The sequence below is a fragment of the Paracoccus aerius genome, assembly GCF_014656455.1.
Lineage (GTDB): Bacteria > Pseudomonadota > Alphaproteobacteria > Rhodobacterales > Rhodobacteraceae > Paracoccus > Paracoccus aerius.
Genome location: NZ_BNCL01000003.1, coordinates 132,433 through 156,821 on the forward strand (window position 1 = coordinate 132,433; position 24,389 = coordinate 156,821).

General features: G+C 67.4%; 29 protein-coding genes. 19 read left to right on the top strand and 10 right to left on the bottom strand.

Annotation, left to right across the window (positions count from 1 at the left end):
* Positions 1–11: 11 nt before the first annotated feature.
* The 3 genes from IE224_RS04845 to IE224_RS04855 form a co-directional block, all read right to left on the bottom strand.
* On the bottom strand, positions 12–296 hold the full coding sequence (locus IE224_RS04845) for an I78 family peptidase inhibitor (protein ID WP_167621204.1): 285 nt from the start codon (positions 294–296) through the stop codon (positions 12–14).
* A 4-nt stretch (positions 297–300) separates the two neighbouring features.
* Positions 301–660, bottom strand: coding sequence for a hypothetical protein (locus IE224_RS04850; protein WP_229849246.1), 360 nt, complete (start codon positions 658–660; stop codon positions 301–303).
* A 105-nt stretch (positions 661–765) separates the two neighbouring features.
* Positions 766–1,419 carry a TetR/AcrR family transcriptional regulator gene (locus tag IE224_RS04855; RefSeq protein ID WP_191308477.1) on the bottom strand — a complete coding sequence of 218 codons (654 nt, stop codon included), beginning with the start codon at positions 1,417–1,419 and terminating at the stop codon, positions 766–768.
* A gap of 231 nt (positions 1,420–1,650) precedes the next feature.
* Between IE224_RS04855 and IE224_RS04860 the strand changes: the two genes are divergently transcribed.
* Entirely contained in the window at positions 1,651–3,078 is a 1,428-nt protein-coding gene (locus IE224_RS04860) for a Glu/Leu/Phe/Val family dehydrogenase (protein WP_167621206.1), read from the top strand.
* Between the two features lie 72 nt (positions 3,079–3,150).
* Here IE224_RS04860 and IE224_RS04865 read toward each other — a convergent pair whose 3' ends face one another.
* Positions 3,151–4,098 carry an L-threonylcarbamoyladenylate synthase gene (locus IE224_RS04865; RefSeq protein ID WP_191308478.1) on the bottom strand — a complete coding sequence of 316 codons (948 nt, stop codon included), beginning with the start codon at positions 4,096–4,098 and terminating at the stop codon, positions 3,151–3,153.
* 112 nt (positions 4,099–4,210) lie between these two features.
* On the opposite strand from IE224_RS04865, the gene IE224_RS04870 reads away from it, so the two are divergent.
* From IE224_RS04870 to IE224_RS04885, 4 genes are read left to right on the top strand one after another with little or no spacing between them, the layout of a single operon-like run.
* The gene (locus IE224_RS04870) at positions 4,211–5,908 is read left to right on the top strand and encodes an acyl-CoA dehydrogenase family protein (RefSeq protein WP_191308480.1); all 1,698 of its coding nucleotides are present in this window, start codon (positions 4,211–4,213) and stop codon (positions 5,906–5,908) included.
* A complete protein-coding gene (locus tag IE224_RS04875) occupies positions 5,905–6,927 on the top strand; it encodes an MBL fold metallo-hydrolase (protein ID WP_229849247.1) in 1,023 nt (340 codons plus the stop codon). The genes IE224_RS04870 and IE224_RS04875 overlap by 4 nt, the downstream gene beginning before the upstream one ends.
* A 54-nt stretch (positions 6,928–6,981) precedes the next feature.
* Complete coding sequence (locus tag IE224_RS04880) at positions 6,982–7,137, top strand: aa3-type cytochrome c oxidase subunit IV (RefSeq protein ID WP_167621209.1); 156 nt, start codon at positions 6,982–6,984, stop codon at positions 7,135–7,137.
* 18 nt (positions 7,138–7,155) lie between these two features.
* Positions 7,156–7,779, top strand: a complete 624-nt coding sequence (locus tag IE224_RS04885) for a hypothetical protein (protein ID WP_167621210.1) — start codon at positions 7,156–7,158, stop codon at positions 7,777–7,779.
* Here the strand turns inward: IE224_RS04885 and IE224_RS04890 are convergent.
* A complete protein-coding gene (locus tag IE224_RS04890) occupies positions 7,767–8,099 on the bottom strand; it encodes an AzlD domain-containing protein (RefSeq protein WP_191308481.1) in 333 nt (110 codons plus the stop codon). The genes IE224_RS04885 and IE224_RS04890 overlap by 13 nt on opposite strands.
* Positions 8,096–8,863 (bottom strand): AzlC family ABC transporter permease, encoded by a 768-nt coding sequence (locus tag IE224_RS04895; RefSeq protein ID WP_191308483.1) that lies wholly within the window; start codon positions 8,861–8,863, stop codon positions 8,096–8,098. The genes IE224_RS04890 and IE224_RS04895 overlap by 4 nt, the downstream gene beginning before the upstream one ends.
* A gap of 69 nt (positions 8,864–8,932) precedes the next feature.
* Between IE224_RS04895 and IE224_RS04900 the strand changes: the two genes are divergently transcribed.
* Positions 8,933–9,415 (top strand): GNAT family N-acetyltransferase, encoded by a 483-nt coding sequence (locus tag IE224_RS04900; protein ID WP_191308485.1) that lies wholly within the window; start codon positions 8,933–8,935, stop codon positions 9,413–9,415.
* Positions 9,416–9,427: 12 nt separating this feature from the next.
* Here IE224_RS04900 and IE224_RS04905 read toward each other — a convergent pair whose 3' ends face one another.
* Together IE224_RS04905 and greA are read right to left on the bottom strand one after the other, a co-directional pair.
* Complete coding sequence (locus tag IE224_RS04905) at positions 9,428–10,357, bottom strand: hypothetical protein (protein WP_191308487.1); 930 nt, start codon at positions 10,355–10,357, stop codon at positions 9,428–9,430.
* Positions 10,358–10,360: 3 nt separating this feature from the next.
* A complete protein-coding gene (greA, locus tag IE224_RS04910) occupies positions 10,361–10,831 on the bottom strand; it encodes a transcription elongation factor GreA (RefSeq protein ID WP_167621214.1) in 471 nt (156 codons plus the stop codon).
* A gap of 244 nt (positions 10,832–11,075) precedes the next feature.
* Between greA and IE224_RS04915 the strand changes: the two genes are divergently transcribed.
* The 13 genes from IE224_RS04915 to recO all read left to right on the top strand — a co-directional run bounded on the left by IE224_RS04915 (position 11,076) and on the right by recO (position 22,085).
* Positions 11,076–12,731: an electron transfer flavoprotein-ubiquinone oxidoreductase gene (locus IE224_RS04915; protein ID WP_191308488.1), complete on the top strand. Its 1,656-nt coding sequence runs from the start codon at positions 11,076–11,078 to the stop codon at positions 12,729–12,731.
* Positions 12,732–12,818: 87 nt separating this feature from the next.
* Positions 12,819–14,627 (top strand): tetratricopeptide repeat protein, encoded by a 1,809-nt coding sequence (locus IE224_RS04920; protein ID WP_229849248.1) that lies wholly within the window; start codon positions 12,819–12,821, stop codon positions 14,625–14,627.
* A gap of 3 nt (positions 14,628–14,630) precedes the next feature.
* Positions 14,631–15,452, top strand: coding sequence for a 4-(cytidine 5'-diphospho)-2-C-methyl-D-erythritol kinase (locus IE224_RS04925; protein ID WP_191308492.1), 822 nt, complete (start codon positions 14,631–14,633; stop codon positions 15,450–15,452).
* A 27-nt stretch (positions 15,453–15,479) separates the two neighbouring features.
* Positions 15,480–16,214: a pyridoxine 5'-phosphate synthase gene (locus tag IE224_RS04930; protein WP_191308493.1), complete on the top strand. Its 735-nt coding sequence runs from the start codon at positions 15,480–15,482 to the stop codon at positions 16,212–16,214.
* Entirely contained in the window at positions 16,211–16,672 is a 462-nt protein-coding gene (locus IE224_RS04935) for a hypothetical protein (protein ID WP_191308495.1), read from the top strand. Before IE224_RS04930 ends, IE224_RS04935 begins: the two co-directional genes overlap by 4 nt.
* A gap of 28 nt (positions 16,673–16,700) precedes the next feature.
* Positions 16,701–17,111: a holo-ACP synthase gene (gene acpS, locus IE224_RS04940; protein ID WP_191308497.1), complete on the top strand. Its 411-nt coding sequence runs from the start codon at positions 16,701–16,703 to the stop codon at positions 17,109–17,111.
* Between the two features lie 75 nt (positions 17,112–17,186).
* Positions 17,187–17,981 (top strand): signal peptidase I, encoded by a 795-nt coding sequence (gene lepB / locus IE224_RS04945; RefSeq protein WP_167621221.1) that lies wholly within the window; start codon positions 17,187–17,189, stop codon positions 17,979–17,981.
* A complete protein-coding gene (rnc, locus tag IE224_RS04950; RefSeq protein WP_167621222.1) occupies positions 17,978–18,667 on the top strand; it encodes a ribonuclease III in 690 nt (229 codons plus the stop codon). Before lepB ends, rnc begins: the two co-directional genes overlap by 4 nt.
* Positions 18,664–19,584 carry a GTPase Era gene (gene era / locus IE224_RS04955; RefSeq protein ID WP_191308499.1) on the top strand — a complete coding sequence of 307 codons (921 nt, stop codon included), beginning with the start codon at positions 18,664–18,666 and terminating at the stop codon, positions 19,582–19,584. Before rnc ends, era begins: the two co-directional genes overlap by 4 nt.
* On the top strand, positions 19,577–19,912 hold the full coding sequence (locus IE224_RS04960) for a DUF1491 family protein (RefSeq protein ID WP_191308500.1): 336 nt from the start codon (positions 19,577–19,579) through the stop codon (positions 19,910–19,912). Before era ends, IE224_RS04960 begins: the two co-directional genes overlap by 8 nt.
* Positions 19,913–19,953: 41 nt before the next feature.
* A complete protein-coding gene (rarD, locus tag IE224_RS04965) occupies positions 19,954–20,865 on the top strand; it encodes an EamA family transporter RarD (protein WP_191308502.1) in 912 nt (303 codons plus the stop codon).
* Between the two features lie 51 nt (positions 20,866–20,916).
* Positions 20,917–21,348, top strand: a complete 432-nt coding sequence (locus IE224_RS04970; RefSeq protein ID WP_191308732.1) for a VOC family protein — start codon at positions 20,917–20,919, stop codon at positions 21,346–21,348.
* Positions 21,348–22,085 carry a DNA repair protein RecO gene (recO, locus tag IE224_RS04975; protein ID WP_191308503.1) on the top strand — a complete coding sequence of 246 codons (738 nt, stop codon included), beginning with the start codon at positions 21,348–21,350 and terminating at the stop codon, positions 22,083–22,085. Before IE224_RS04970 ends, recO begins: the two co-directional genes overlap by 1 nt.
* Here the strand turns inward: recO and IE224_RS04980 are convergent.
* Together IE224_RS04980 and IE224_RS04985 are read right to left on the bottom strand one after the other, a co-directional pair.
* Positions 22,079–22,558: an META domain-containing protein gene (locus IE224_RS04980; protein ID WP_167621227.1), complete on the bottom strand. Its 480-nt coding sequence runs from the start codon at positions 22,556–22,558 to the stop codon at positions 22,079–22,081. The two genes, recO and IE224_RS04980, sit on opposite strands and share 7 nt — an antisense overlap.
* 79 nt (positions 22,559–22,637) lie before the next feature.
* Positions 22,638–24,236: an acyl-CoA dehydrogenase family protein gene (locus tag IE224_RS04985; protein WP_191308733.1), complete on the bottom strand. Its 1,599-nt coding sequence runs from the start codon at positions 24,234–24,236 to the stop codon at positions 22,638–22,640.
* Between the last annotated feature and the right edge of the window lie 153 nt (positions 24,237–24,389).

The window sequence follows — 24,389 nt, forward strand, 5'->3', positions numbered from 1 at the left end:
CCTTGCCTGGGTCAGTAGCAGCTGACTTTCTCGATCAAGCCGGTGCGGCCGTATTCGATGTTCAGACGCTCGGGCCGGAAATCCGAGGTGACGGCATCGTCCGGTCCGATCTGGCGGGTGCCGATCGGGAAGGTCATGGCCGTCAGGACGGATACCGGCTGGCCCACAAGCCCCTGGTAGGCCGAGGCCCGGCAGTCGTCGGGGGGCGTGTCGGGCAGGGGCTCGACCGGCACCGGCTCGCAGGCGGCAAGGATGGCGGTGGCGGTCAGGGCAAGGATAAGGCTTCTGGCAGTCATGGCGTCACCCGCAATCGACATTGGTGATGGTTCCGGCCGCATCCAGGCGGAAGACGATCCGGTTGGGGTCATAGTCCTGCGGCTCGATCCCGCGATATTCGACCACGCGATAGTCCTTGGTGATGCCAAGGGTCGGGATCACGCTGCCCGGCTGGCCGACCGACGAGCCATAGTTCTTGGTCGCGCCGCACAGGTCGGGCTTGCGTTCGGTCAGGCCCGACACGCCAAGCGCGGGCGTGGGCGCGGGGGGCACATAGGCCACCGGCGCGGGTTCGGGGATCGGCGCCGGAACCGGGGCCGGGGCCATGCAGGCCGATACCAGGCTGGCAGCGGCAAGCGGCAGCAGAATCGTGATAATCTTCATGATCGTCGATATTCCCTCGGGAGCGCCCGTCTGTCGCGGGCTTGGCTTGCGGATGATACAGGCCGCGCCCTGCCTTGAGAAGGCGTCGCGGCCGTCACGTTTGCATCATTGCCCGCCGGCGCGGCGGCGGCGTTCGGGCGGGCTGGCCGGCATGAAGGCCCGGAGGAACAGCTGCGCGGCCGAGCGTGCCACCACATCGGTATCGGCCTTGGCCATCCTTGACCGGGGATCGAACAGAAGGCCGTCCACAATGCCCGAAAGGGACAGCGCGACAAGCTGGCGCGTGGCAAGGCCCGTGTCCTCGATCGCAAGCTGCCCGCTTCGTGCCCAGCGATCCAGGTGGGGCTGGACCGCGTCCTGGATGATCCGCACCAGCCGGTCCCGCCCGCCCCCCGGCGGGGTGCCGCAGCGGCCCGCCTCGGCCAGGTGAAGACGAAGGAAGTTGATGCGCGCGGGATCCGCCATCCATGCGGCAATCGCGGCGATGATCAGGGGCAGGGCTTGGTCGGGGGACAGATCCGTGTCGATGTCCAGGGCAAAGCCATCCTCGAGGCGGGCCGCTTCTGCGCGCATGGCTTCCTGGAACATGGCCGTCTTGTCCGGGAAATAGCTGTAGAGCGTCGCCTTGGACACCTGCGCCTCGGCCGCGATGTCATCGACGCTTGCCCCGGCGAACCCGTCGCGCAGAAAGATCGCGGTGGCGCCGCGAATGACCTGATCGAACTTGCGGCCTGGACTAACCGCCTGACATTTGGCCATCTTTTATCCCCAAATGGAACATGCCTATCACCGAGGGCTGCGGCTTCAACCCCGAATGAGCGTCCAAGGTTGCAGTCGATTCCTTTCGGATATGGACCCTGATGGGGCAATGCCGGGCAAGAAGCAGAGAAGATGCCTTGTTTTTGTTCAGTTTGGTCTTGGACCCTCTGGCGCACTGGCATAGCCTCTGGGCAACCACCGAACCGAGCCAGCGAATATCAGGAGCTGTTGATGGCGATCCCCCATGTATCCTTCCGCGATTCAGTCGAGCGGATGTTCACCCATGCCGCAAGCCTGATGGACCTTCAGCCGGGCCTGGAAGAAAAGATCAGGGTCTGCAACTCGACCTATACGGTGCGCTTCGGGGTCCGGCTGCGCGGCCAGATCCACACCTTCACCGGCTATCGGTCCGTCCATTCGGAACATATGGAGCCCGTGAAGGGCGGTATCCGCTATTCGCTGGACGTGAACCAGGACGAGGTCGAGGCCCTGGCCGCGCTGATGACCTATAAATGCGCCCTGGTCGAGGTGCCCTTCGGCGGATCGAAGGGGGGTCTTTGCATCGACCCGCGCGCCTGGAACGAGGATGAGCTGGAGCGGATCACCCGCCGCTTCACCTATGAACTGTCGCGGCGCAATCTGATCTCGCCCAGCCAGAACGTCCCGGCGCCGGACATGGGGACGGGCGAACGCGAGATGGCCTGGATGGCCGATGCCTACAAGCGGCTGCATCCCGACGACATCAACGCCAAGGCCTGCGTCACCGGCAAGCCGCGCCATGCCGGTGGGATCGAGGGCCGGGTCGAAGCCACGGGCCGTGGCGTGCAATACGCGCTGCGCGAGTTCTTCCGCCACGCCGACGTGATGAAGAAGGCCGGGCTGGAAGGCGGCCTGGGTGGCAAGCGGGTGATCGTGCAGGGCCTGGGCAATGTGGGCTATCACGCGGCGCAGTTCCTGTCGGCCGAGGACAAGGCCCTGATCACCTGCGTGATCGAGCGCGACGGCGCGATCCGCAACCCGCAGGGGATCAACATCGACGCCCTGCGCGGCCATATCCGCGCGACCGGGGGCATCAAGGGCTTTTCGGGCGGCGACTACAACGAGAACGGCCTGGCCGCCCTTGAGGATGAGTGCGACATCCTGATCCCTGCGGCGATCGAAAGCGTGATCCATGCCGAAAATGCCGATCGCATCAGGTGCAAGCTGATCATCGAGGCGGCCAATGGTCCCGTGACCGCTGATGCCGATGCCATCCTGAAGCGCAAGGGCGTGGTCATCATCCCCGACATGTATGCCAACGCGGGTGGCGTCACGGTCAGCTATTTCGAATGGGTCAAGAACCTGTCCCAGATCAGCCTGGGCCGGCTTGAGCGCCGCCACGAGGAGGCCCGCGCGCGCCTGCTGATCGAAGAGTTGGAACGGATTTCGGCCGACACGGGAACCAACTTCGAGCTGGCGCGGGGCTTCAAGGAGGCCTTCCTGCATGGCGCGGACGAGCTGGATCTGGTGCGGTCGGGCCTGGATGACACCATGCGCGAGGCCTTCAAGAAGATGAAGGAGGTCTGGATGTCCAATCCCAAGGTCGATGACATGCGCACGGCCGGGTATGTCGTGGCGATCCGGCGGATCTCGAACGTCTACGGTTCGCTGGGCCTGTGACCGGGGCAGGGGGGCGCTGCCCCCCCGTCCTGCAGACTTCCCCCGGGATAGTTCGGCACAGAAGATAAGTCGTCAGTCGCGCGGGGCGGAGGCCCGGCGCAGGCGGTCGTTGATCGCGGCGCCCAGCCCGTGGTCCGGGATGGGGGCCACGGCAATAGGACGGCCTTCCCGGTCGGCACGGCGCAGCGTGTCGAACAGGCGCGCCGCGGCTTGGGCCAGGTCGCCGGTTTCGGACAGGGAAAAGGGACCGGGCTGGCCGAAGGCGACATGCGTCTCGTCCCCGCGAGGATCGACGGCGTCAAGGCGCAGCGTCGCGTTCGGCGCGTAATGGCTGGTCAGTTGGCCCGGGGCGTTGGGCGCGGTGGGATCGGCCTCGTGGAGGGCCAGAGGGCGGCCCAGCCTTTCCGCGATGGCTTCGGCAGGGATGCCGCCAGGGCGCAGCAATGTGGCGCGGCCCCCCGGCCAGCCCAGGATGGTGGACTCAAGGCCTACCGCGCAGGGTCCGGCATCGAGGATGGCTGCGATGCGGCCGTCAAGCCCTCCGTCGGGGTCCAGCACATGCGCGGCGCTTGTCGGGCTGATCCGGCCCGAGGCATTGGCCGAGGGCGCGGCCAGCGGACCCGTCAGCCGCAGCAGCGCCTGCGCGACGGGATGGGCGGGCACGCGGATCGCGATGGTATCGAGGCCCGCCGTGACCAGCGAGGCGATGCCTGAATCCGGGCGCAGCGGCAGGACCAGCGTCAGCGCGCCGGGCCAGAAGGCTTCGGCCAGGGCTTCGGCCTCGGGCGTGATCTGGGCGATGGGGCGCGCCGCATCCAGATCCGGCACATGCACGATCAGCGGGTTGAAGGACGGGCGGCCCTTGGCGGCATAGATCCGCGCGACTGCCTGTCCGTTGCGGGCGTCCCCTGCAAGGCCGTAAACCGTCTCGGTCGGGATGGCCACGACATCGCCGCCCGCCAGCAGGATCGCCGCGCGGGCCAGGCCCATCTGATCTGGCAACAGCTGTTCGGTCTGCATCCGTGACGCCGGGTTTCGGTTGAGCCTTGTTCCAAGCCCCATAAGATGGCTTGTGACAGTCTGATAGTCGCGCCGGGACCGAATGCCAAGGCGCCGAGGGAGAGGGATCCAGATGAGCTACAAGGCACCGGTCGCGCAGATCGACTTCATCCTGAACCATGTCGTGCCGTTCCCCGAACTTGCCCGGACCGACCGCTTTGCCGAGGCGACGGCCGAGACCGCCGCCGCCATCCTGGCCGAGGCGGGCAAGCTTGCGACCAACGTGCTGGCCCCCTTGAACCGCGCGGGCGACGAACATCCCGCAGTGTTGGAGAATGGCCGCGTCCGGTCGTCGCCCGGCTATGCCGAGGGGTTCCGTGCCATTGCCGAGGGCGGCTGGATCGGGCTTTCGGCCGATCCACACCATGGCGGCATGGGCCTGCCCCAGGCCCTGAACATGGCCGTGGCCGAGATGATGTCGGGCGCCTGCCTTGCGCTGCAACTGAACCCCCTGCTGACCCAGGGCCAGATCGAGGCGCTTGAACATCACGCCAGCGACGACCTGAAGGCGCTGTATCTGCCCAAGCTGATTTCCGGCGAATGGTCTGGCACGATGAACCTGACCGAACCCGGTGCAGGCAGTGACGTCGGCGCGCTGGTGACCAAGGCGGAACCGAATGGCGACGGCACCTATCGAGTGACGGGGCAGAAGATCTATATCACCTGGGGCGACAGCGACGTGACGGAAAACGTCTGCCACCTGGTGCTGGCCCGCCTGCCCGGCGCGCCGAAGGGGACCAAGGGCATCAGCCTGTTCATGGTGCCGAAGCTGATCCCCGACGACCAGGGCCGTCCTGGGGTTGCCAACAGCCTCAAGGTCGTCAGCCTCGAGGAAAAGCTGGGCATCCACGGCAGCCCCACCTGCGTGATGAGCTTCGAGGGCGCGACCGGCTGGCTGGTGGGCGGCGAACACAAGGGCATGGCCGCCATGTTCACGATGATGAACGTGGCCCGCCTTGGCGTGGGGATGCAAGGCGTGGGCGTGGCCGAGGCCGCATTGCAGCAGGCGGTCGCCTATGCCCAGGACCGCAACCAGATGGGACCGATCATTCAGCATCCCGACGTGCGCCGGATGCTGGCCACCGCCCGGGCCGAGGTGTTCGCCGCCCGCGCCATAGGCTTGGCCTGCGCCACCGCCATCGACCTGGAACGCGCTACGGGCGATGCGGTCCACGCCGCCCGCGCGGCCTTCCTGACGCCCATCGCCAAGGCTTACGGCACCGATGTCGGCTGCCGGGTGGCCGATATCGGCGTGCAGGTGCATGGCGGCATGGGCTATGTCGAGGAAACCGGCGCGGCCCAGTATCTGCGCGACGTGCGCATCACGCCGATCTACGAAGGCACAAACGGCATCCAGGCGATGGATCTTGTGGGCCGCAAGCTGTCCGACGGCGGCGACGCTGCCCTGCGCCTGCTGGACGAAATCGCGGACGGCGCCAAGGCCGCGCAGGCCGATCATCCGCAGATGGCCAATCAGCTATGGCAGGCGGCGGAAACGCTGCGCGAGGCGACCCATGCGCTGCTCGAGCGCGAGATGCCGGTGCGCTTTGCCGGGGCGGTGCCCTATCTGACGGCCTTCGCGCGCGTGCTGGGCGGGCTCTACCACCTGCGCGCGGTGCAGGCGGGGGGCGAGGCGCAACTGGCCCTGGCGCGGGTCTTCATGGCGCGCGTCCTGCCGCGCCATGCGTCGGACCTGGCCGAGGCCCTGGCTGGGGTGGATGACCTGGCCGGGATCAGCGACGCGGCGCTTGCGGGCGACGTGGCGGCGTGATCGCCTATCCGTTCGACGCCCCGCCTGCCACCGGCGAAGCCGTGACGGTGGCGCCGGGCGTCTTGTGGATGCGCCTGCCGCTGCCGATGGCGCTGGATCACGTCAATGTCTATGCCCTGGCCGAGGGTGAGGGCTGGACGCTGGTCGATACCGGCTTCGACACCCCGGCGGGCCGGGACGCCTGGGCCGCCCTGCTGGCGGGTCCGTTGGGGGGGCGTCCGATCCTGCGGGTCATCGGCACCCATCATCATCCCGACCATGTCGGTCTGGCAGGCTGGTTCATGGCGCGGGACGGGGCCGAACTGATGATCAGCCGCACGGCCTGGCTGACGGCGCGGATGCTGGTCCTGGACCGGCAGGACCGGGCCACGCCTGAATCGCTGGCCTTCTGGCGCCGTGCCGGGATGCCGGGGGCCATGCTGGACAAGCGCGCGGCAGAACGGCCCTTCAACTTCGCCGATTGCGTCCACCCCCTGCCTTTGGGCTTTACCCGGCTGGTGGACGGCCAGCAGGTTGCCTTCGGGGGCCGCCGCTGGCGGGTGGCGATGGGTCACGGGCACGCGCCCTGCCACGCGACCTTCTGGTCGCTGGACGACGACCTGGTGATCGGGGGCGACCAGCTTCTGCCCTCGATATCGCCCAACCTGGGGGTCTACCCGACCGAGCCCGAGGCCGATCCGGTGGGCGAATGGATCGAAAGCTGCGGCCGGATGCTGGACCTGGCACAGGCGCGGCACCTGGTCCTGCCCGGCCACAAGCTGCCCTTCACCGGCCTGCCCACGCGGCTGCGGCAACTGATCGAAAACCATCACAGCGCGCTTGCGCGGCTTGTCGCGGCCCTGCGGGAAGAACCGCGCAGCGCGGTCGGCTGCTTCGACATCCTGTTCAAGCGCCGGATCGGTGCGGGCGAATTCGGCCTGGCCCTGGTTGAGGCTGTGGCCCATGTGAACCACCTGCGCCGGCAGGGGATCGTGTCACAGATGGGCGAGCGCGACGGCGCCCTGCTGTGGGGGGCGTGACAGGACAGGCGGTTTCGGCTATCGCAGGATCAAAGCGGAACAGGAGGGCAGCCTATGGCCACGCATCATCACGAGACCACCGAGCACAAGGTCGGGACCATGGACATCAGCGAACAGCAGCGGACCTTCGCGGGCTTCATCAAGCTTGCGACCTGGACCACGATCCTGTCGATCCTGGTGCTGATCTTCCTGGCCCTGGCCAATAGCTGATCCGACGGGCTTTCATTCATGAAAAGACGGGTTTTCCTTGCGGCCGCGCTGCCTGCCGCCCTTGCCGCCTGCGGCGCCCAACGCGTCTGGGACACCGACGAGGAACTGCGGGCCGCGCGTTTCGTCTCGGACGAGCCGCCGTCGATCACGCTGCTGACCGTGATCGGCATCCCGCGGGGCGAAGGCGGTCATTCCGGGCTGATGATCAATGGCAGCCAGCGGGTGATCTATGACCCGGCGGGAAGCTGGGAACATCCGCGCATCCCCGAACGCAACGACGTGCTGTACGGGATCACCGACAACTTCAAGAACTTCTATATCGATTATCACGCCCGCAGCACCTATTGGGTGGCCGAGGATACCGTCTTCGTCAGCCGCGAGGTCGCCGATGCCGCGATCCGTTCGGTCGAGATGCAGGGCGCTTCGCCCAAAAGCTATTGCGCGGTCAACAGCGGCAAGGCCCTGCGCCGCGTGCCGGGGTTTGAAAACGCGCCGACGGGCTTCAGCCCGATCAAGCTGCGCAACTGGTTCCTGACCCTGCCCAATGTCCAGTCGAAGCGCCACATGGATGGCGACCCGGCCAACAACCATGACGTGCTTCTGCGCCAGAAGGACGGCCGGATCGTCGGCTACAACATGTAAAGCAGGCCGAACAGGGTGATCGCGCCCGCAAGGATCGCGACGATCATGTTCTTCGTCCACAGGCCGACCGCCACCGTCACCGTGGCGGCGGCCATCCGCGCCGGGTCGGGCTGACCGCCGGTCGCGGCGGGCCAGACCACCAGCGGCGCCACAAGCGCGGGCAGCACCGCCACGGGCGTATAGCGCAGCATCCGCAGCACCCAGGGCGGCATGTCCCGGTTGCCAAGCGCGCCCAGGAAGGACCAGCGGATCAGGAAGGTGCCGATGCCCAGCACCACGATCACCAGCCAGATGGTCAGGTCGGAAGGTCCGTTCGTCATGCCGCAGCCTTCCCCTTCGCCCGCGTCTCGATGATGGCCCCGGTGGCCATGCCCAGGGGCGCCGCGATCAGCAGCCCCAGCCCCGAGGGCAGCCCCGCCAGCAGCAGCGCCGCCGCGATCGCCACGAAGCAGGCGGCCAGATGCGCGGGCGTGCGCAGCATCGGCGCGATCATCGCCAGGAAGGTGATGGGCATGGCGAAATCAAGCGCGATGCCATCGGGGATGGCCTGGCCCACGGTTGCGCCGATCCAGGAACAGATCATCCAGGGCAGGCAGACAACCGTCGCCACGCCTGCGAAGAAGGCCAGCCGCTGCGGCAGGCTCATCGCGGGGTCGGCCTCGTATTCCTGGATGGACAGGGCATAGCTCTGGTCCACTAGGGCATAGGCGACCCAAGCCTTTTGCCCGCCGCTGGCATGGCGCAGCCAGGGCACCAGCGAGGCCGAATACATCGCCATCCGCAGGTTCACCGCAAGGCAGGACAGGATCACGATCACGACCGAGGCGTTGTCGGACAGAAGCTGGACCGCCGTGAATTGGGACGCCCCCGCCAGCACCAGCACGGAAAAGCCCATGACCTGCGCGATATCCATGCCCGCCTCGGTCGCGACGACGCCGAACAGGACGGCGAAGGGGATCATCACGATCAGGAAGGGCAAGGACTTGACCGCGCCCTGCAGGAACATCGCGCGAGGAGGCCGTGCCTCGGCCGCATCGGCGGGGGCTTGCCGCGACGACGCGCCGGGATGGGGGATCGGGGACATGGGGGCTTTCGCATCAGACGGGAACGCGGCACCTTGGTTGCACGATGCGCAAACGGAAGGCAAGGCCGGGTGAAGATCGCAAGCCCCATTCCCGCCGCCTACCTGATCCCCGCCGCGCAGCTTTGGTGGGCAGCCTTTGCCCCGCCCTTGTCGCCCGGCCCGCCCCTTGTCCGCGCCTGCCACGGCATCGCGGCCATCGATGCGGCAGGCCGGCTTGGTGGCGTGGCAGGGCTTCGCGACTCGGGCGGCGGCTTTCTTGCCGGCCTGCCCATGGCGGCGCGGCTGCTTTACCGCGCCGCGCCGCCCACGGCCGACCTTGTGATCGACGGGATCGTTGCGGCAAGGCGGGGGCAGGGTGTCGGGCGGGCGCTGCTGGAAAACGCGTCCGGTGCCGCGCGCCGATCGGGCCATCCCGGCTTGCGGGCCGAAGTCGAGGTCAGGAACCACGCCGCCATGGCCTTTTATGCCGCCCTGGGCTTTGCCGAGATCGGGCGCGGTCGCTTTGGCTGGCCGTGGTCGGGACCCGTCGCCCTGCTGCGCCGGCCCGTCTAGGCCGGCCCGGGATCAGCCGAAGTTGCCGGAAAGCCGGCCCAGCAGCATGAAGGCCCGGGCGGACCGGGTTTCGGCCAGCACGGCGATCTGCGCGTCGTCCATCTGCGGCAGTTGCCGGGCAAGCATCCCGTCGAAATGGCGCAGGAAATGGTGGGCCGTGTCGCGGAAGATCTCGTCGCGCTGCAGAAGGCCCGCCGCGATGTCCAGGGCAACCGGATCCTGGATGCCGCCCAAGGGCGCGACCGCGCTGCCTCTTTCGCCCTGGGCATAACGCCGCCAGGCAGGCAGGGGCGCGGGATCCGGCAACAGGTCGTCCATATACAGATCCTGGCCTGCCAGCAGCGTCACCACATCCTGCGCCGCGCGCAGGACGCGGGCATGATCGGGGTCCTGCAAGGCCGTGCGCAGCGCGGCGATGGCGGGCGCATCATCCGCGCCATCGGGAAAGTTCAGCGCGCGGATCAGCGTGTCGGGATCGACCGGCGCGGCAGGGGCAGGCTCGGCCCTGGGGGGCAGGGCGCGCTGTTCCGCAGGGCGCGGCGCCGGACGCGAGGGCGCGGGTGCAGGCATGGGCGCGGGCGTGCGGGGCAGGGAATCGGCGTCCTCGGCGACGGCCCCTTCCGCGGCCGGGCGCTGCAGAGGGGCGCCTCGGGTCGCTGCGGCATCGCGAAGCTGGACCAGGCGATGGCGCAGGTCGTCCGCCTCGGCGCGCAGGACGGCCAGGGCGCGGGCCATGCCGACGGCCAGCCAGATCAGGACCAGCGGCAGGATCGCGCCCATGATCGTGACCAGCCTGGCGATCCCGCCCTGGCTGCCCTCGCCGCCCGGGGACATCAGCCAGAACAGCGCCACAAGGAACAGCCAGGCCGCGGACAGCGCGATGCCGGTGACGCTCAGCGCGTCGCGCTGCGCCAGAGAGGTGATGCGGGCGACCAGGGACATGGGCTATTCGTACCGGATTGCCAGGATTTCATAGCTGCGCTGCCCACCCGGTGTCGCCACCTCGACGCTGTCGCCCACGTCCTTGCCGATCAGCGCGCGGGCCAGGGGCGAGCGGATGTTCAAAAGCCCGCTTTCGATATTCGCTTCGGCCTCGCCCACGATCTGGTAGGTGCGTTCCTCGTCGGTGTCCTCGTCCACAAGGTTGACGATTGCGCCGAACTTGACGGAACCCGACAGCTTGGACGGGTCGATCTGCTCGGCCCTCGACAGGATCGATTCCAGTTCCTTGATCCGGCCCTCGATGAAGCCCTGCTTTTCGCGCGCGGCGTGGTATTCGGCGTTTTCCGACAGGTCGCCATGTTCGCGCGCCTCGGCGATCTGGCGGATGATCGCGGGGCGTTCCTTGGACTTCAGCTCGCCCAATTCGCGTTCAAGCGCGGCATAGCCGCTGCGGGTCATCGGAATCTTGTCCATCGCTGCCCAATCCTCTGCGGGATGCAAACCTTTGCGGGATGCGGTTTCGTCCAAATGCTAAGGCAACGCCCCTGCCATCCGAATGGCAGGGGCGCGACCTTGGTTGGAGGCAAAGTGCCCCGAACTGCCGTGCCATTGCAAGACCAGAGGCCGGATCCCCGGCAGTTTTTGGCCGTCGCGTCAGCATTGCCGCAGCGCGGCAGAATCGCTACATGACAAAAGCCAAGCAAGGGGGAGCCGAGCCATGACCGTCACCACGCAGCCCGAGCGCGAGTCGATGGAGTATGACGTCGTGATCGTGGGGGCGGGACCTTCGGGTCTGTCCGCGGCGATCCGGCTGAAGCAGATCGACCCGGATCTGTCCGTGGTGGTCCTGGAAAAGGGGTCCGAGGTCGGCGCGCATATCCTGTCGGGCGCGGTGCTGGATCCCATCGGGCTGAACCGCCTGATCCCCGACTGGAAGGAACGCGGCGCCCCGGTCAAGACCGAGGTCGTCGACGACAACTTCTATGTCCTGGGCGAGGCGGGGCAGGTCCGCGTGCCGAACTGGCCGATGCCGCGCCTGATGAACAACCACGGCAACTATATCGTCAGCATGGGCAGCGTCTGTCGCTGGCTGGCCGAACAGGCCGAGGAACTGGGCGTCGAGATCTTCCCCGGCATGGCGGCGTCGCAGGTCGTCTGGGATGGCGAGCGCGTGAAGGGCGTGGTCGCGGGCGAGATGGGGTTGCAGTCCGACGGCACCCCCGGCCCCCATTATGAACCCGGCATGGAGCTGCACGGGAAATATGTCTTCATCGGCGAAGGCGTGCGCGGCAGCCTGGCCAAGGAGATCATCAACCGCCTGAACCTTTCCGAGGGCCACGAGCCGCAGAAATACGGCCTCGGCATGAAGGAGATCTGGGAGGTCGATCCTTCGAAGTTCCAGAAGGGCCGCGTGGTCCACACGATGGGCTGGCCCCTGGGCAAGAACACCGGCGGCGGCTCCTTCATCTATCACTACGAGGACAACCTGGTGATGGTGGGCTTCGTGGTCCACCTGAACTACGAGAACCCCTATCTTTATCCCTACATGGAGTTCCAGCGCTTCAAGCACCACCCGATGGTGGCGGAACTGCTGGAAGGCGGCAAGCGCATCTCCTATGGCGCCCGCGCGATCTCCGAAGGCGGCTACCAGTCGCTGCCGGAGCTGTCCTTTGCGGGCGGCGTGCTGCTGGGCTGTTCGGCGGGCATGGTCAACGTGCCGCGCATCAAGGGCAACCACAACGCCATGATCTCGGGGATCGAGGCGGCCGAGGCGGCGGCGGCGGCGATTGCCGCGGGGCGCGAGGGCGACCGGCTGACGGATTACGACACCGCCGTGCGGACGGGCGCCATCGGCCAGGATCTCAGGAAGGTGCGCAACGTCAAGCCGGCCTGGTCGCGCTATGGGCTCTGGCCATCGCTGGTGCTGGGCGGCATGGACATGTGGGGGGCCGGGCTGACGGGCCGCAACATCCTGCGGACCTGGAAGCACGGCAAGACGGATGCCGAGGCCACGGGCAAGGCCGCCAAGTTCAAGCCCATCGACTATCCCAAGCCCGACGGCAGGCTGTCCTTCGACCGGCTGACCAACGTGGCCTTTTCCTTTACCAACCACGAGGAAAGCCAGCCCTGCCACCTGAAGCTGAAGGATCCCTCGATTCCGATTGCGGTCAACCTGCCTGAATATGCGGAACCCGCGCAGCGCTATTGCCCGGCGGGCGTCTATGAGGTGGTCGAGGACGCCAACGGCCCGCGCTTCGTGATCAACTTCCAGAACTGCGTCCACTGCAAGACCTGCGACATCAAGGACCCCAGCCAGAACATCGTCTGGACGACCCCGCAGGGCGGCGACGGGCCGAATTACCCGAATATGTGATGAGAAGGGCGGACCCCGGCGTTGCCCCGCGCCGGGGCGCAGGCTAGGGTCGGTCAAACGCTTTCGTGACTTTCCGGGATGGATGCCGTGACCCTAACCCGCCCGAACCTGGCCCTGATCGCAGCCCTTCTGGCGGCGATGTCGCTGCCTGCCCAGGCCCAGGATCGCCCCGATCCGCGCCCCGAGGGTGACGCCCCTGCCGCCGAGGCGCCCGTATCCGGTCCGGCGCCCGTGACCTTTGGCCTGGCCGGGCCGTTCCTGGCGGCGCGCATGGCGACGGTGGAAAACGACTTCCAGGCCGCCGCGCGCTTTTTCGTGCAGGCCGTGGCCCATGATCCCGACGACCGTTTCCTGCAGGACAGCGCCCTTGTGGCCCTGGTTTCGGCAGGGGAAATCGACCGCGCCGTGGCCCTTGCCACCCGCATCGGGTCCGAGGGCGAGCCGACCGAACTGTCGCGCCTGATCGACCGGGCAAAGCTGGTCCATTCCGGCGACTGGACCGGGCTTCTGGCCGATGTCGGCACCCCCACCGATCCGGATTCCGAGGCCGACCTGCTGGCCGGGATGCTGCGCGGTTGGGGGCTGCTGGGCGCCGGCAAGGCGTCCGAGGCGCTTGCCGAGTTCGAACGTCTGGCCCGCGTCGAGGGCGTGGCGCCGATGGTGAATTATCACCTGGCCCTGGCCCGCGCGCTTGTCGGCGACTACGAAGGGGCCGAATCACTGCTGGCGGACGACCTGACCGGCGCCCATATCCTGGGCTTCACCGCCCGGGCGCAGATCCTGGCGCAACTGGAACGCCGCGACGAGGCCGTTGCCATGATCGAGGCCGTGCCCGGCGTCGAGGCCGAGCCGCAGCTTCTGGCCCTGCGCGACCGGATCAAGGCGGGCCAGCCGGTCACCTTCGATGTGGTCAAGACGCCAGCCGACGGCATATCGCAGGTTTTCCTGACCTTCGCCTCGGCCCTGGTCAGCAGCCCGGATCCCGAACCGCTGTCGCTGATCCATGCCCGGCTGGCCGCCTGGCTGTCGCCCGAAACCGCCGAGGCGCGGCTGATGGTGGCCCAGATCCTGCAGGAACGTCAGCAGTTCGACCTGGCTGAACCCGAATACGACGCCTTGCGCCGCATGGGCCAGATGCGGCCCGCGGCGGAACTGGCGCGCATCGACACCCTGTCGCGCGCAGGCCGCACGGACGAGGCCGGCAAGGCCGCCTTGTCGCTGACTGCAGCTTATCCCGACCTGGCCCAGGCCTGGATCGCGCTTGGCGATCTTCTGCGCCAGCAGGAGAAGTTCGCCCAGGCCGTGCCGGCCTATGACAAGGCGCTGGCCCTGCTGGAAGGTGCCCCCGACGACGCGCGGTGGTTCCCGCTTTACGCGCGCGGCATCGCCCTGGAACGGTCCCGGCAGTTCGACCGGGCCGAGGCCGATTTCCTGGCCGCGATCGAGATCCGACCGAACCAGGCCAGCCTGCTGAACTACCTGGGCTATAGCTGGATCGACCGGAACGAGAACCTGGACCAGGCGCTCGACCTCATCAAGAAGGCGGTCGAGCTGTCGCCGGACGATGGCTACATCCTCGACTCTCTGGCCTGGGCCTATTACCGGCTGGGCCGCTATCAGGAAGCGGTCGCGCCGATGGAAAAGGCGATCCTGACCATGTCGCAGGACCCGCTGGTCAATGACCACCTGGGCGACATCTACTGGAAGGTCGGCCGCTATCGCGAGGCCGAGATCCAGTGGCAGCGCGCCCTGTCGCTGGACCCGACCGAGACCGACGATGTCGATCCCGACCGGCTTCGCGCCAAGCTGGATCGCGGCCTGGACGCCGTCCTTGCCGAGGAAGCCGCAGGCGCGGTCCAGACCCCGGCCCCCGCCCCGCAGGCCGCGAACAACTGATCCATGCCCATCCTTGAGGCTGCGCCGGCCAAGCTGAACCTTGCGCTGCATGTGACCGGCCGCCGCGCCGACGGCTATCACCTGCTGGATTCGCTGGTGGCCTTTGCAGGCATGGGCGACAGGGTGATGCTGGAGCCGGGGCCATTGTCGCTGCGGATCGACGGGCCGTTCGCGGCAGGCCTTTCGACCGAGAACAACCTTTGCCTGCACGCCGCGCGGCTGGCGGGCGGCGAGGCCGCGATCCGGCTGACCAAGAACCTGCCCGTCGCCTCGGGCATCGGCGGCGGCTCGGCCGATGCGGCGGCCGTCCTGCGCGGGCTGGCGCGGATGGGCCAACCGATGCCCCACCATCCCGAACGGCTTGGCGCCGATGTGCCGGTCTGCATCGGCTCGCGCCCCGCCCGGATGCAGGGGGTGGGCGAAATCGTGACACCCCTTCCGCCGCTGCCCGCCATCCCGCTGGTGCTGGTCAATCCCGGCGTGGCGGTGTCCACGCCGCAGGTTTTCGCCGCCATGGAGCGGCGAGAGAACGACCCCTTGCCGCCGATCCCGCCGTTTACCGGCCTTGCGGACCTGGCGGACTGGCTGGCCGCCACCCGCAATGACCTGGAAGCGCCTGCCCAGGCCATCGCGCCGCTGATCGGCCAGGTGCTTAAGGCGTTGCGGGCGACAGGCGCGGCATTTGCGCGGATGTCGGGTTCCGGGGCCACCTGCTTCGGGCTTTTCGACACTGCCGAACGCGCCAGCATTTCCGCCACCGTGTTGAAACAGCATGGCTGGTGGGCCGTCGCCACGGAACTGGCACCGCCGCCCGCGCCCCGTTAAGCTGGCGAAAACCGCACGAGGGATTTCATGCTGCGTCTTGGCGTCAACATCGATCACGTCGCAACCATTCGCAACGCCCGCGGCACGCCCTGGCCCGATCCGCTGCGCGCCGCCCGCATGGCCGAGGCGGCAGGCGCCGACGGCATCACCGCCCACCTGCGCGAGGATCGCCGCCATATCAGCGACGCCGACATCGACGCCCTGATGGCGAACCTGACGCTGCCCCTGAACCTGGAAATGGCCGCGACCCCGGAAATGCAGGCCATTGCCCTGCGCCACCGCCCCCATGCGGTCTGCATCGTCCCGGAAAAGCGAGAGGAACGCACCACCGAAGGCGGTCTGGACGTGGCGGGAAACGAGGCGATGCTGGCCGACTACATCGCCCCCCTGCGGGATGCCGGCTGCCGCGTGTCGCTGTTCATCGGCCATGACCCGGCGCAGATCGAGGCCTCGGCGCGGATCGGCGCGGCGGTCGTGGAACTGCATACCGGCGCCTATTGCGATTACGACACCGAGGGCCGCCACACCGACCGTGACCGCGAACTGGCGGGCCTGGTCGAGGGCGCGCGGCTGGCCGCCAGCCTGGGGCTGGAGGTTCACGCAGGCCACGGCCTGACCTTCGACACCGTCGGCCCCATCGCCGCCATCCCGCAGGTCAAGGAACTCAACATCGGCCATTTCCTGATCGCGGAATCGGTCTTCATCGGCCTTGACGGCGCGATCCGGGAAATGCGGCGCTGCATGGACGAGGCCCGGGCATGATCCGGCTGGGGATGATCCATCTGGCAGCCGCCTTGACGCTGCTTGGGGGCGCAGCGCAATCCCAGCAGGTCGAGGTGACGCCCTGCGGCGACGGCCCGCGTGTCGATACCATCGCCGAGCCGTGGGAGCAGAACACGGCAACCTATGCCAATGGCGAGGTCCGCCTTGTGTTGCTGGACATGGTGGAACCCGCCGGTGGCGCCTGGAAGCTGGTCGTCATCAGCCCACCGCGCGACGAGTTGGGGCTGCGGCAATGCCGCGTCATCGGGGCGGACGGGATCGGCTTCTATGGCCTGGATTTCGCTTCGCGCCGGGCGACCTACGATCCCCAGCAGGAGCTGGTGGTGACGTTTCGCGCAACCCGCTATGCCGACGCCGCGCCCGAGGGCGAACCCTATACGCTGGTCGTCACGATCAACCAGCAGACCGGAGAGATCGGGACCGAGGTGCGGGAATGACGGCCCCCTTCAGCATCGGACAGGCCGCATGATCCTGGGCATCGGCACGGACCTTGCCAATATCGAGCGCATCGCCGGCACGCTCGACCGCTTCGGCGACCGCTTTCGCCATCGCGTCTTCACGCCCACGGAACTGGCCAAGGCCGCCCGCCGCCGGGACGAGGCCGGGACGCTGGCCAAGCGATGGGCCGCCAAGGAGGCGTGCAGCAAGGCGCTTGGCACCGGGCTTGCCATGGGGATCAGTTGGCGCGACATGGCAGTGAGCAACCTGCGGTCGGGCCAGCCGGTGATGGAACTGACCGGCTGGGCCGCCGACCGCCTGGCCGCGATGACGCCGCCGGGCCACCACGCGATCGTTCACGTCACCTTGACCGACGATCACCCCTGGGCGCAGGCTTTCGTGGTGATCGAGGCGCGTCCCGGTCCCGGCCAATCTTGACTTTGCCCCCCGCCGGGGACCATGAACGCGCCAATGCGGCCAATCGCCCGCGCTTAGTTGACGAAGGACGACATCATGGCCGACAGCACGGCGGGCAAGAAAAAGGAAGGCCTGTGGGAAACGGTCAAGACCGTCTTCTGGGCGCTTGTCATTGCGGGCATCTTCCGCACGCTGTTCTTCCAGCCCTTCTGGATTCCGTCCGGGTCAATGAAGGACACGCTGCTGATCGGCGACTTCCTGTTCGTCAACAAGATGGCTTACGGCTATTCTCAGTATTCCTGCCCTTTCTCGATCTGCCCGATCAGCGGCCGCATCCTGGCATCGGAACCCGAACGGGGCGACGTGGTCGTCTTCCGCCACCCCACGCGGGGGGTCGATTTCATCAAGCGGCTGATCGGCCTGCCGGGCGACACGATCCAGATGCGCAACGGCCGGCTGTGGATCAACGGCGAGGAAGTGCCCGTCACCCCCGCAGGCGAGTTCGTGGAAATCAAGGAACAGCAGGGGCCGCAAGGGCTGATCCCGCGCTGCGTCAACGATCCGGTCGCTGAGGGTGGCCAGTGCATCAAGCAGCGTTTCACCGAGACCCTGCCCGGCGGACGCAGCCACGACATCCTGAACATCCAGGACGGCGCATTCGCCGACGACACGCCCACCTTCACGGTCCCCGAAGGCCAGTATTTCTTCATGGGCGACAACCGCGACAATTCCGAGGATTCGCGTTTTCCGCAGGAAATCGGTGGCCTTGGCTTCGTGCCGTCGCAATACCTGATCGGCCGCGCCGACCGGATCATGTTCTCGTCCGCGGGGCGGTCGCTTCTGTATTTCTGGACCTGGCGGGCGGACCGCTTCTTCAAGGCGGTCGATTGAAACCCGGCGCCGACATCCGCGCCTTCATGGCCCGGCTGGGGCACGACTTCGCGCGTCCCGAACTGCTGGTGCGCGCGCTGACCCACGGATCCATCGCCAGCGCCACCCGGCCGGACAACCAGCGGCTGGAGTTCCTGGGCGACCGCGTCCTGGGCCTGGTAATGGCCGAGGCGCTGTTCGACGCCGACAAGTCCGCCAGCGAAGGCCAGCTTGCCCCCCGCTACAACGCGCTTGTCCGCGGTGAAACCTGCGCCTCCATTGCGCGCGAGATCGGGCTGGGCGACGTGCTGAAGCTGGGACGGTCCGAGATGATGTCGGGCGGCCGCCGCAAGGAAGCCCTGCTGGCAGACGCGATGGAGGCCGTGCTGGCCGCTGTCTATCTGGACGCGGGCTTTGAAGCGGCGCGCCGGATCGTGCTGCGCCTGTGGGGCGGCCGCCTCGATACGCTCGAGGACGATCCCCGCGACGCCAAGACGGCGCTTCAGGAATGGGCGCAGGCAAACGGAATGCCTCCGCCCGCCTATGAACAGACCGAACGCAGCGGTCCGGATCACGCGCCCGTCTTCCTGATCACCGCGCGCCTGGCCGACGGTCGCGAGGCGCAGGCCCAGGGCGCGGGCACGAAACGCAGCATCGAACAGGCGGCGGCGCAGGCGCTGCTGGACCGGCTGGAGGGCCGCGCATGACCGACAACACATCCACCCGCGCCGGCTTCGTCGCCCTGATCGGCGAGCCCAATGCCGGAAAATCCACGCTGCTGAACCAAATGGTCGGCGCCAAGGTCAGCATCGTCACCCACAAGGTGCAGACCACCCGCGCCCGCATCCGCGGCATCGCCATCCATGACGCGGCGCAGATCGTCTTCGTGGACACGCCGGGCATCTTCCGCCCGCGCCGCCGGCTGGACCGGTCCATGGTCAAGGCCGCCTGGGGCGGGGCGGCCGACGCCGACATCATCCTGCTGCTGGTCGAGGCGCATCGCGGACTGACCGAAGGCGCCAAGGCGATCATCGAATCGCTGAAGGGACTGGACAGCCAGACCCCCGTGGGGCTTGTCATCAACAAGATCGACCGCGTGAAGGCCGAAACCCTGCTGGCCCTGTCGGCCGAACTGAACGCTGCCTTCCCCTTTGTGCAGACCTTCATGATCAGCGCCGAGAAGGGCTATGGCTGCGACCAGTTGCGCGACTGGCTGGCCGGAACGCTGCCGGAAAGCCCCTGGCTTTACCCCGAGGACCAGATCGCCGACCTGCCCATGCGCATGATCGCGGCGGAAATCACCCGCGAAAAGCTGACCCTGCGCCTGCACGAGGAAATCCCCTATCAACTGACGGTGGAAACCGAAGCCTGGGAGGAACGCAAGGACGGGTCCGCCAAGGTCGACCAGGTCGTCTATGTCGCCCGCGCGGGCCACAAGGGCATCGTCCTGGGCAAGGGCGGCGAGACGATCAAGGCCGTGGGCCAGGCCGCGCGCGCCGAACTGGAAGAATTCATGGGCCGCCGCGTCCACCTGTTCCTGCAGGTGAAGGTGCGCGAGAACTGGCTGGACGAGGCCGAGCGCTACAACGAGATGGGACTCGATTTCCGCGACGGCGATGCCTGAGCCGAGGCTCGCGACAGGCATCTGGGTCTCGGCCTATCTGGCGCGGCTGGGGCTTGCCCATATCCCGGCCTATGTGACCGCGCGGGGCGACGGAACGGCCGGCGCGGTTCTGGTGAAATGCGCCATGCTAAACGGAACCGCCGCGCTTTATGGCCGCGAATGGGACTTCGACAGCGACAGCCGCCCTTGGCAGGTCATCGCCCAGGGCCCGGAACGCGAGGTCGATGAGGCCATCGCCCGGCAGCGCGGCTTCGACCCCGACCTGTGGGTGATCGAGATCGAAAACCGCGATGGCCGGACGCTGCTGGACGAAGCCGGGCTTGCCTGATCCATCTGGCGCGGGCCTCTTTTGCAGCCTATGCAATCGGCATGAGCAGCCTTTCCCAACCCGCTGATTCGCCCCGTGGCCTGATCCTGGCCATCGCGACCTATGTCATGTGGGGCTTTCTGCCGCTGTTCATGAAGGAACTGGCCCACGTTCCCCCGTCCGAGGTGATCGCCCATCGCGTCCTGTGGTCGCTGCCCATCGCGCTTGCGGTCCTGCTGCTGCAGCGCCGCTGGCGAGAGGTCGCGGGCGCCTTGCGCCAGCCGCGCCTGCTGGGCATGGCGCTGATCACCGCCGCGCTGATCTCGGTGAACTGGATGATCTATGTCTGGGCCGTGGGCAACAACCACGCGCTTGACGCAGCGCTTGGATACTACATCAACCCGCTGTTCAGCGTCCTGATGGGGGCCACGCTGCTGCGCGAACGCCTGAACCGGGCGCAGATGGTGGCAATCGCGCTTGCCTCGCTGGCGGTCGTGGTGCTGACGGTGCAGCTTGGGCGGCTGCCGCTGGTGGCGATCGGGCTGATGCTGACCTGGGGCTTCTATGCCTTCTGCAAGAAAAGCCTGCCGCTGGGGCCGACCCAGGGCTTCACGCTGGAAGTGCTGCTGCTGACGCCATTCGCCCTGGCCTATGTCCTTTGGCTGGGGGCAAGCGGGCAGTCGCATTTCGCGTCGGGAAGCCTGGCCGACACGCTGCTGCTGATCGCCTGCGGGCCGGTGACGGCAGTACCCCTGATCTGCTATGCGACGGCTGCCAAGCAGTTGCGGCTGTCGACCATCGGCATCCTGCAATACATCGCGCCGACGATGATCTTCCTGACCGCGGTGCTGATCTTTGACGAACCCTTCGGCGCGGCACAGATGATCGCCTTTCCGATGATCTGGGCGGCCTTGGTGATCTATACGCTGTCGATGCTGCGTGGCGCAGGGGCGCGGCGCCGGGCGATGTCCTGACTTGGCAGTCACCCGGCCTCGTGCCAAGCTGCGATCGGAGGTTCCATGTCCCTGACCCGTCAGCGCATCACGCTTGTCACCTTGGGCGTCGCCGACATGGACCGCGCCCGGTGGTTCTATGAAGGCTGGGGATGGGTGCCGCACGCCGGTTCCCAGCCGGGCGTCACCTTCTACCAGATGAACGGCGCGGTTCTGGCCTTGTTCGGGCTTGCCGATCTGGCCGCCGACCAGGGGCGGCCCGGTGTGGCCCTTGGCACGGGGGCGGTGACGCTGGCACAGAATTGCACGGATGATGCGGAAACCGATGCGGTCTTCCGGGCGGCGGTGGACGCGGGCGCGACGGTCCTGAAACGGCCCGAAAAGGTCTTCTGGGGCGGTTACTCCGGCTATTTCGCCGATCCCGACGGACATGTCTGGGAAATCGCGACCAATCCCTTCTGGCCCCTGTCCGCCGACGGGTCGCTGACCCTGCCCGGCGCCTGATGGAGTGGCAGGCCGAAGGCACCGTCCTGGCCCGCCGGACCCACGGCGAGACGGCGGTGATCCTGGACGTCTTGACCGACCTGCACGGCCGCCATTCCGGGCTGGTGCCCGGCGGCGTGTCGCAAAAGCGCGCGGCGATGCTGCAACCCGGCACGCGGCTGGATCTGCGATGGCGGGCGCGGCGCGACGACCAGCTTGGCACCTTTGCCGTCGAACCCGTGCGCCTGCGGTCGGGGCTGATGGCCGATCCTCTGGCGCTTGCCGGGCTGAACGCGGTCTGTTCGCTGCTGGTCTTCGCACTGCCCGAACGCGACCCGCACCCGGCCCTTGTCAGTGACACGGAACGCCTGCTGGACCGGATGGAAACGGGTGCCGACTGGGGCGCCGACTACCTGCACTGGGAAATCCGCCTGCTGGAGGAGATGGGCTTCGGTCTTGACCTGTCGGCCTGCGCGGTGACAGGCGCGCGCGACGGGCTGGCCTATGTCAGCCCTCGGTCCGGGCGCGCGGTCAGCCGGGAAGGGGCGGGGGAATGGGCAGACCGCCTGCTGCCCCTGCCGGGGATGCTGGGCGGGGCGGGCGACAATCGCGGCCAGGGTCTGGCAGAAGGGCTGGCGATCACCGGCCATTTCCTGACCACGCGCATTGCCGGTGAACTGGTGGGCCGGCCCGTTCCGGCGGCCCGCCAGCGTCTTGTGGACCGGCTGGCGCGGGGCCAGCAGAAACCCGGTTACTGACCCGCGCGGGCCTGGTCCAGTGCGGTCACCTGCGCTTGCGCCTCGGTCACGCCGCGTTCGAAGATCAGCCAGGTCTGGGGCGACTTCACCTTCAGGACGCCGCCATAATATTCCATCTCGGTCGCGGATTGCAGGACCTGGAAGAAACGGTTCTCGATGGTGGTGTTCTTGCCGCAGGGAACGCCGGTGGTCTGCAGGGGCGACAGGGCCACCAGCGGCAGTTCGGCATTGTTGACCGCGCCATAGCCGTTGCAGGGGCCGCGGCCGGACACGCTTTTCTCGGCGATGGTCAGCGTCATGTTGCGCAGCGGCACGGTCGCGCCATCCATGCCGACCAGGGCATAGCTGCCGCCCGGAATGAAGCCGCGGTCGTTGGCAGGATCCACGGGCGGCGTGGTGGGTTCGCAGGCGGCAAGGGCGAAGGCTGCGGCGGTCAGGGCGCCGAATGTGCCAAATCGGGCAGGGCGGGACATGATCAAGGCTCCTGTGGGCGATCGTCAAAGGGGAATGCGGCAAAACCGCTTTGGTTGCAGCACCCTAGAGCAAACGCCACTAGCCTAACAGACGCCGGGCGATCACTTGCGCCTGAATTTCCGCCGCGCCTTCAAAAATATTGAGGATGCGTGCATCGCACAACACACGGCTGATCTGGTATTCAAGGGCGAAGCCGTTGCCACCATGGATTTGCAGCGCGTTGTCGGCCGATGCCCAGGCCACGCGCGCGCCAAGCAGCTTGGCCATTCCGGCCTCCAGGTCGCAGCGGTGGCCGTGGTCCTTTTCCCAGGCACTGAAATAGGTCAGCTGCCGCGCGATCATGATTTCCACCGCCATCATCGCTAGCTTGTCGGCCACGCGCGGAAAGGCGATCAGCGGCTTGCCGAACTGCTTGCGGTCCAGCGCATATTGCAGGCCCAGTTCCAGGGCGTTCTGTGCGACGCCAATAGCCCGCGCCGCCGTCTGGATGCGCGCGGATTCGAAGGTCTGCATCAACTGCTTGAAGCCCTGGCCGGTCACGCCGCCCAGCAGGTTTTCGGCGCTGACGGTGAAGCCGTCGAAGCCAAGCTCGTATTCCTTCATGCCGCGATAGCCCAGCACCTCGATCTCTCCGCCACTCATGCCGGGGGTGGGGAAGGGGTTGTCGTCCGTGCCCGGCGTCTTTTCAGCCAGGAACATCGACAGGCCGCGGTAATCGGTGGTGTCGGGATCGGTGCGGGCCAGCAGGGTCATCACATGGGTGCGCGCGGCATGGGTGATCCAGGTCTTGTTTCCGGTGATCGTCCAGGTGTCGCCATCCTTCACGGCCCGCGTGCGAAGGCTGCCCAGGTCGCTGCCGGTGTTGGGCTCGGTGAAAACCGCCGTTGGCAGGGTTTCCCCCGATGCCAGGCGGGGCAGCCAGTGGGCCTTCTGCGCGTCGGTGCCGCCGCCCAGGATCAGTTCGGCGGCGATTTCGGACCGCGTGCCCAGCGAACCCACGCCAATATAGCCGCGCGACAGTTCCTCGCTGACAACCACCATCGCCGCCTTCGACATGCCGAGGCCGCCGAACTCCTCGGGGATGGTCAGGCCGAAGACGCCAAGCTCTGCCAGCTCGGTGATGATCTCCATGGGGATCAACTTGTCCTTCAGATGCCAGCCATGGGCATGGGGCACAACCTTGTCGTCGGTCCAGCGGCGGAACTGGTCGCGGATCATTTCCAGATCCTCGTCCAGGCCCGAGGCGCCGAATGTCGCGCTGCCCTTGTTCTCGGCGATCAGGGCGGCAAGGCGGGCGCGGGCCTCGGGCGTGTTGCCGGCCATCAGGGCGCGGGCCGCATCGGACGGCTGCCAGTCCACGCCCAGGTCGGACAGGCGGGCGAATTCAGTCTGGCTCATCGGGATACCGCCCGCAATCTGGGTCAGGTATTCGCCAAAGCCGATCCGCGTGATCAGATCCTCGATCTCTCCGCTGACGCGGCCGGACCATCCCGCAAGCTGGCGCAGCGATTTGACATAGGTCGCAAGCCAGGACAGCGCATGGGCCGCGTGCTGGTGGCGTTCCAGGGCCTCGGCATCCACCTTGCCATTGGCCGAAACGCTGGCACGCAGCCCCTCGGTCGCGTGTGACTGGAGGTCGGCAAGCTCGGACAGGACGGTTTCGAACTGGTGCGGCATGTCTTTCATGGATTCGACCCTTTTGCGGCATTGCAGCATGGGTAGCGCCTTCGCATGCGCAGCGCAAGATTAATGCGGTTCAACCTTTCAGATTGAACGAATATGTCGAGACGGGTTGCGAGGGATGTGGCATTTTCATTCCCTGCAAGGACG

Bases quoted from the DNA above. Each gene is read 5' to 3' on its own strand.
- IE224_RS04845 (WP_167621204.1), bottom strand. From the start codon at position 296: ATGACTGCCAGAAGCCTTATCCTTGCCCTGACCGCCACCGCCATCCTT.
- IE224_RS04915 (WP_191308488.1), top strand. From the start codon at position 11,076: ATGACCGTCACCACGCAGCCCGAGCGCGAGTCGATGGAGTATGACGTC.
- IE224_RS04860 (WP_167621206.1), top strand. From the start codon at position 1,651: ATGGCGATCCCCCATGTATCCTTCCGCGATTCAGTCGAGCGGATGTTC.
- acpS (WP_191308497.1), top strand. From the start codon at position 16,701: ATGATCCTGGGCATCGGCACGGACCTTGCCAATATCGAGCGCATCGCC.
- IE224_RS04925 (WP_191308492.1), top strand. From the start codon at position 14,631: ATGCCCATCCTTGAGGCTGCGCCGGCCAAGCTGAACCTTGCGCTGCAT.
- lepB (WP_167621221.1), top strand. From the start codon at position 17,187: ATGGCCGACAGCACGGCGGGCAAGAAAAAGGAAGGCCTGTGGGAAACG.
- IE224_RS04980 (WP_167621227.1), bottom strand. From the start codon at position 22,558: ATGTCCCGCCCTGCCCGATTTGGCACATTCGGCGCCCTGACCGCCGCA.
- IE224_RS04960 (WP_191308500.1), top strand. From the start codon at position 19,577: ATGCCTGAGCCGAGGCTCGCGACAGGCATCTGGGTCTCGGCCTATCTG.
- IE224_RS04930 (WP_191308493.1), top strand. From the start codon at position 15,480: ATGCTGCGTCTTGGCGTCAACATCGATCACGTCGCAACCATTCGCAAC.
- recO (WP_191308503.1), top strand. From the start codon at position 21,348: ATGGAGTGGCAGGCCGAAGGCACCGTCCTGGCCCGCCGGACCCACGGC.
- IE224_RS04885 (WP_167621210.1), top strand. From the start codon at position 7,156: ATGAAAAGACGGGTTTTCCTTGCGGCCGCGCTGCCTGCCGCCCTTGCC.
- IE224_RS04890 (WP_191308481.1), bottom strand. From the start codon at position 8,099: ATGACGAACGGACCTTCCGACCTGACCATCTGGCTGGTGATCGTGGTG.
- IE224_RS04895 (WP_191308483.1), bottom strand. From the start codon at position 8,863: ATGTCCCCGATCCCCCATCCCGGCGCGTCGTCGCGGCAAGCCCCCGCC.
- IE224_RS04985 (WP_191308733.1), bottom strand. From the start codon at position 24,236: ATGCCGCACCAGTTCGAAACCGTCCTGTCCGAGCTTGCCGACCTCCAG.
- IE224_RS04880 (WP_167621209.1), top strand. From the start codon at position 6,982: ATGGCCACGCATCATCACGAGACCACCGAGCACAAGGTCGGGACCATG.
- era (WP_191308499.1), top strand. From the start codon at position 18,664: ATGACCGACAACACATCCACCCGCGCCGGCTTCGTCGCCCTGATCGGC.
- IE224_RS04870 (WP_191308480.1), top strand. From the start codon at position 4,211: ATGAGCTACAAGGCACCGGTCGCGCAGATCGACTTCATCCTGAACCAT.
- IE224_RS04905 (WP_191308487.1), bottom strand. From the start codon at position 10,357: ATGTCCCTGGTCGCCCGCATCACCTCTCTGGCGCAGCGCGACGCGCTG.
- IE224_RS04855 (WP_191308477.1), bottom strand. From the start codon at position 1,419: ATGGCCAAATGTCAGGCGGTTAGTCCAGGCCGCAAGTTCGATCAGGTC.
- IE224_RS04850 (WP_229849246.1), bottom strand. From the start codon at position 660: ATGAAGATTATCACGATTCTGCTGCCGCTTGCCGCTGCCAGCCTGGTA.
- IE224_RS04865 (WP_191308478.1), bottom strand. From the start codon at position 4,098: ATGCAGACCGAACAGCTGTTGCCAGATCAGATGGGCCTGGCCCGCGCG.
- IE224_RS04935 (WP_191308495.1), top strand. From the start codon at position 16,211: ATGATCCGGCTGGGGATGATCCATCTGGCAGCCGCCTTGACGCTGCTT.
- greA (WP_167621214.1), bottom strand. From the start codon at position 10,831: ATGGACAAGATTCCGATGACCCGCAGCGGCTATGCCGCGCTTGAACGC.
- rarD (WP_191308502.1), top strand. From the start codon at position 19,954: ATGAGCAGCCTTTCCCAACCCGCTGATTCGCCCCGTGGCCTGATCCTG.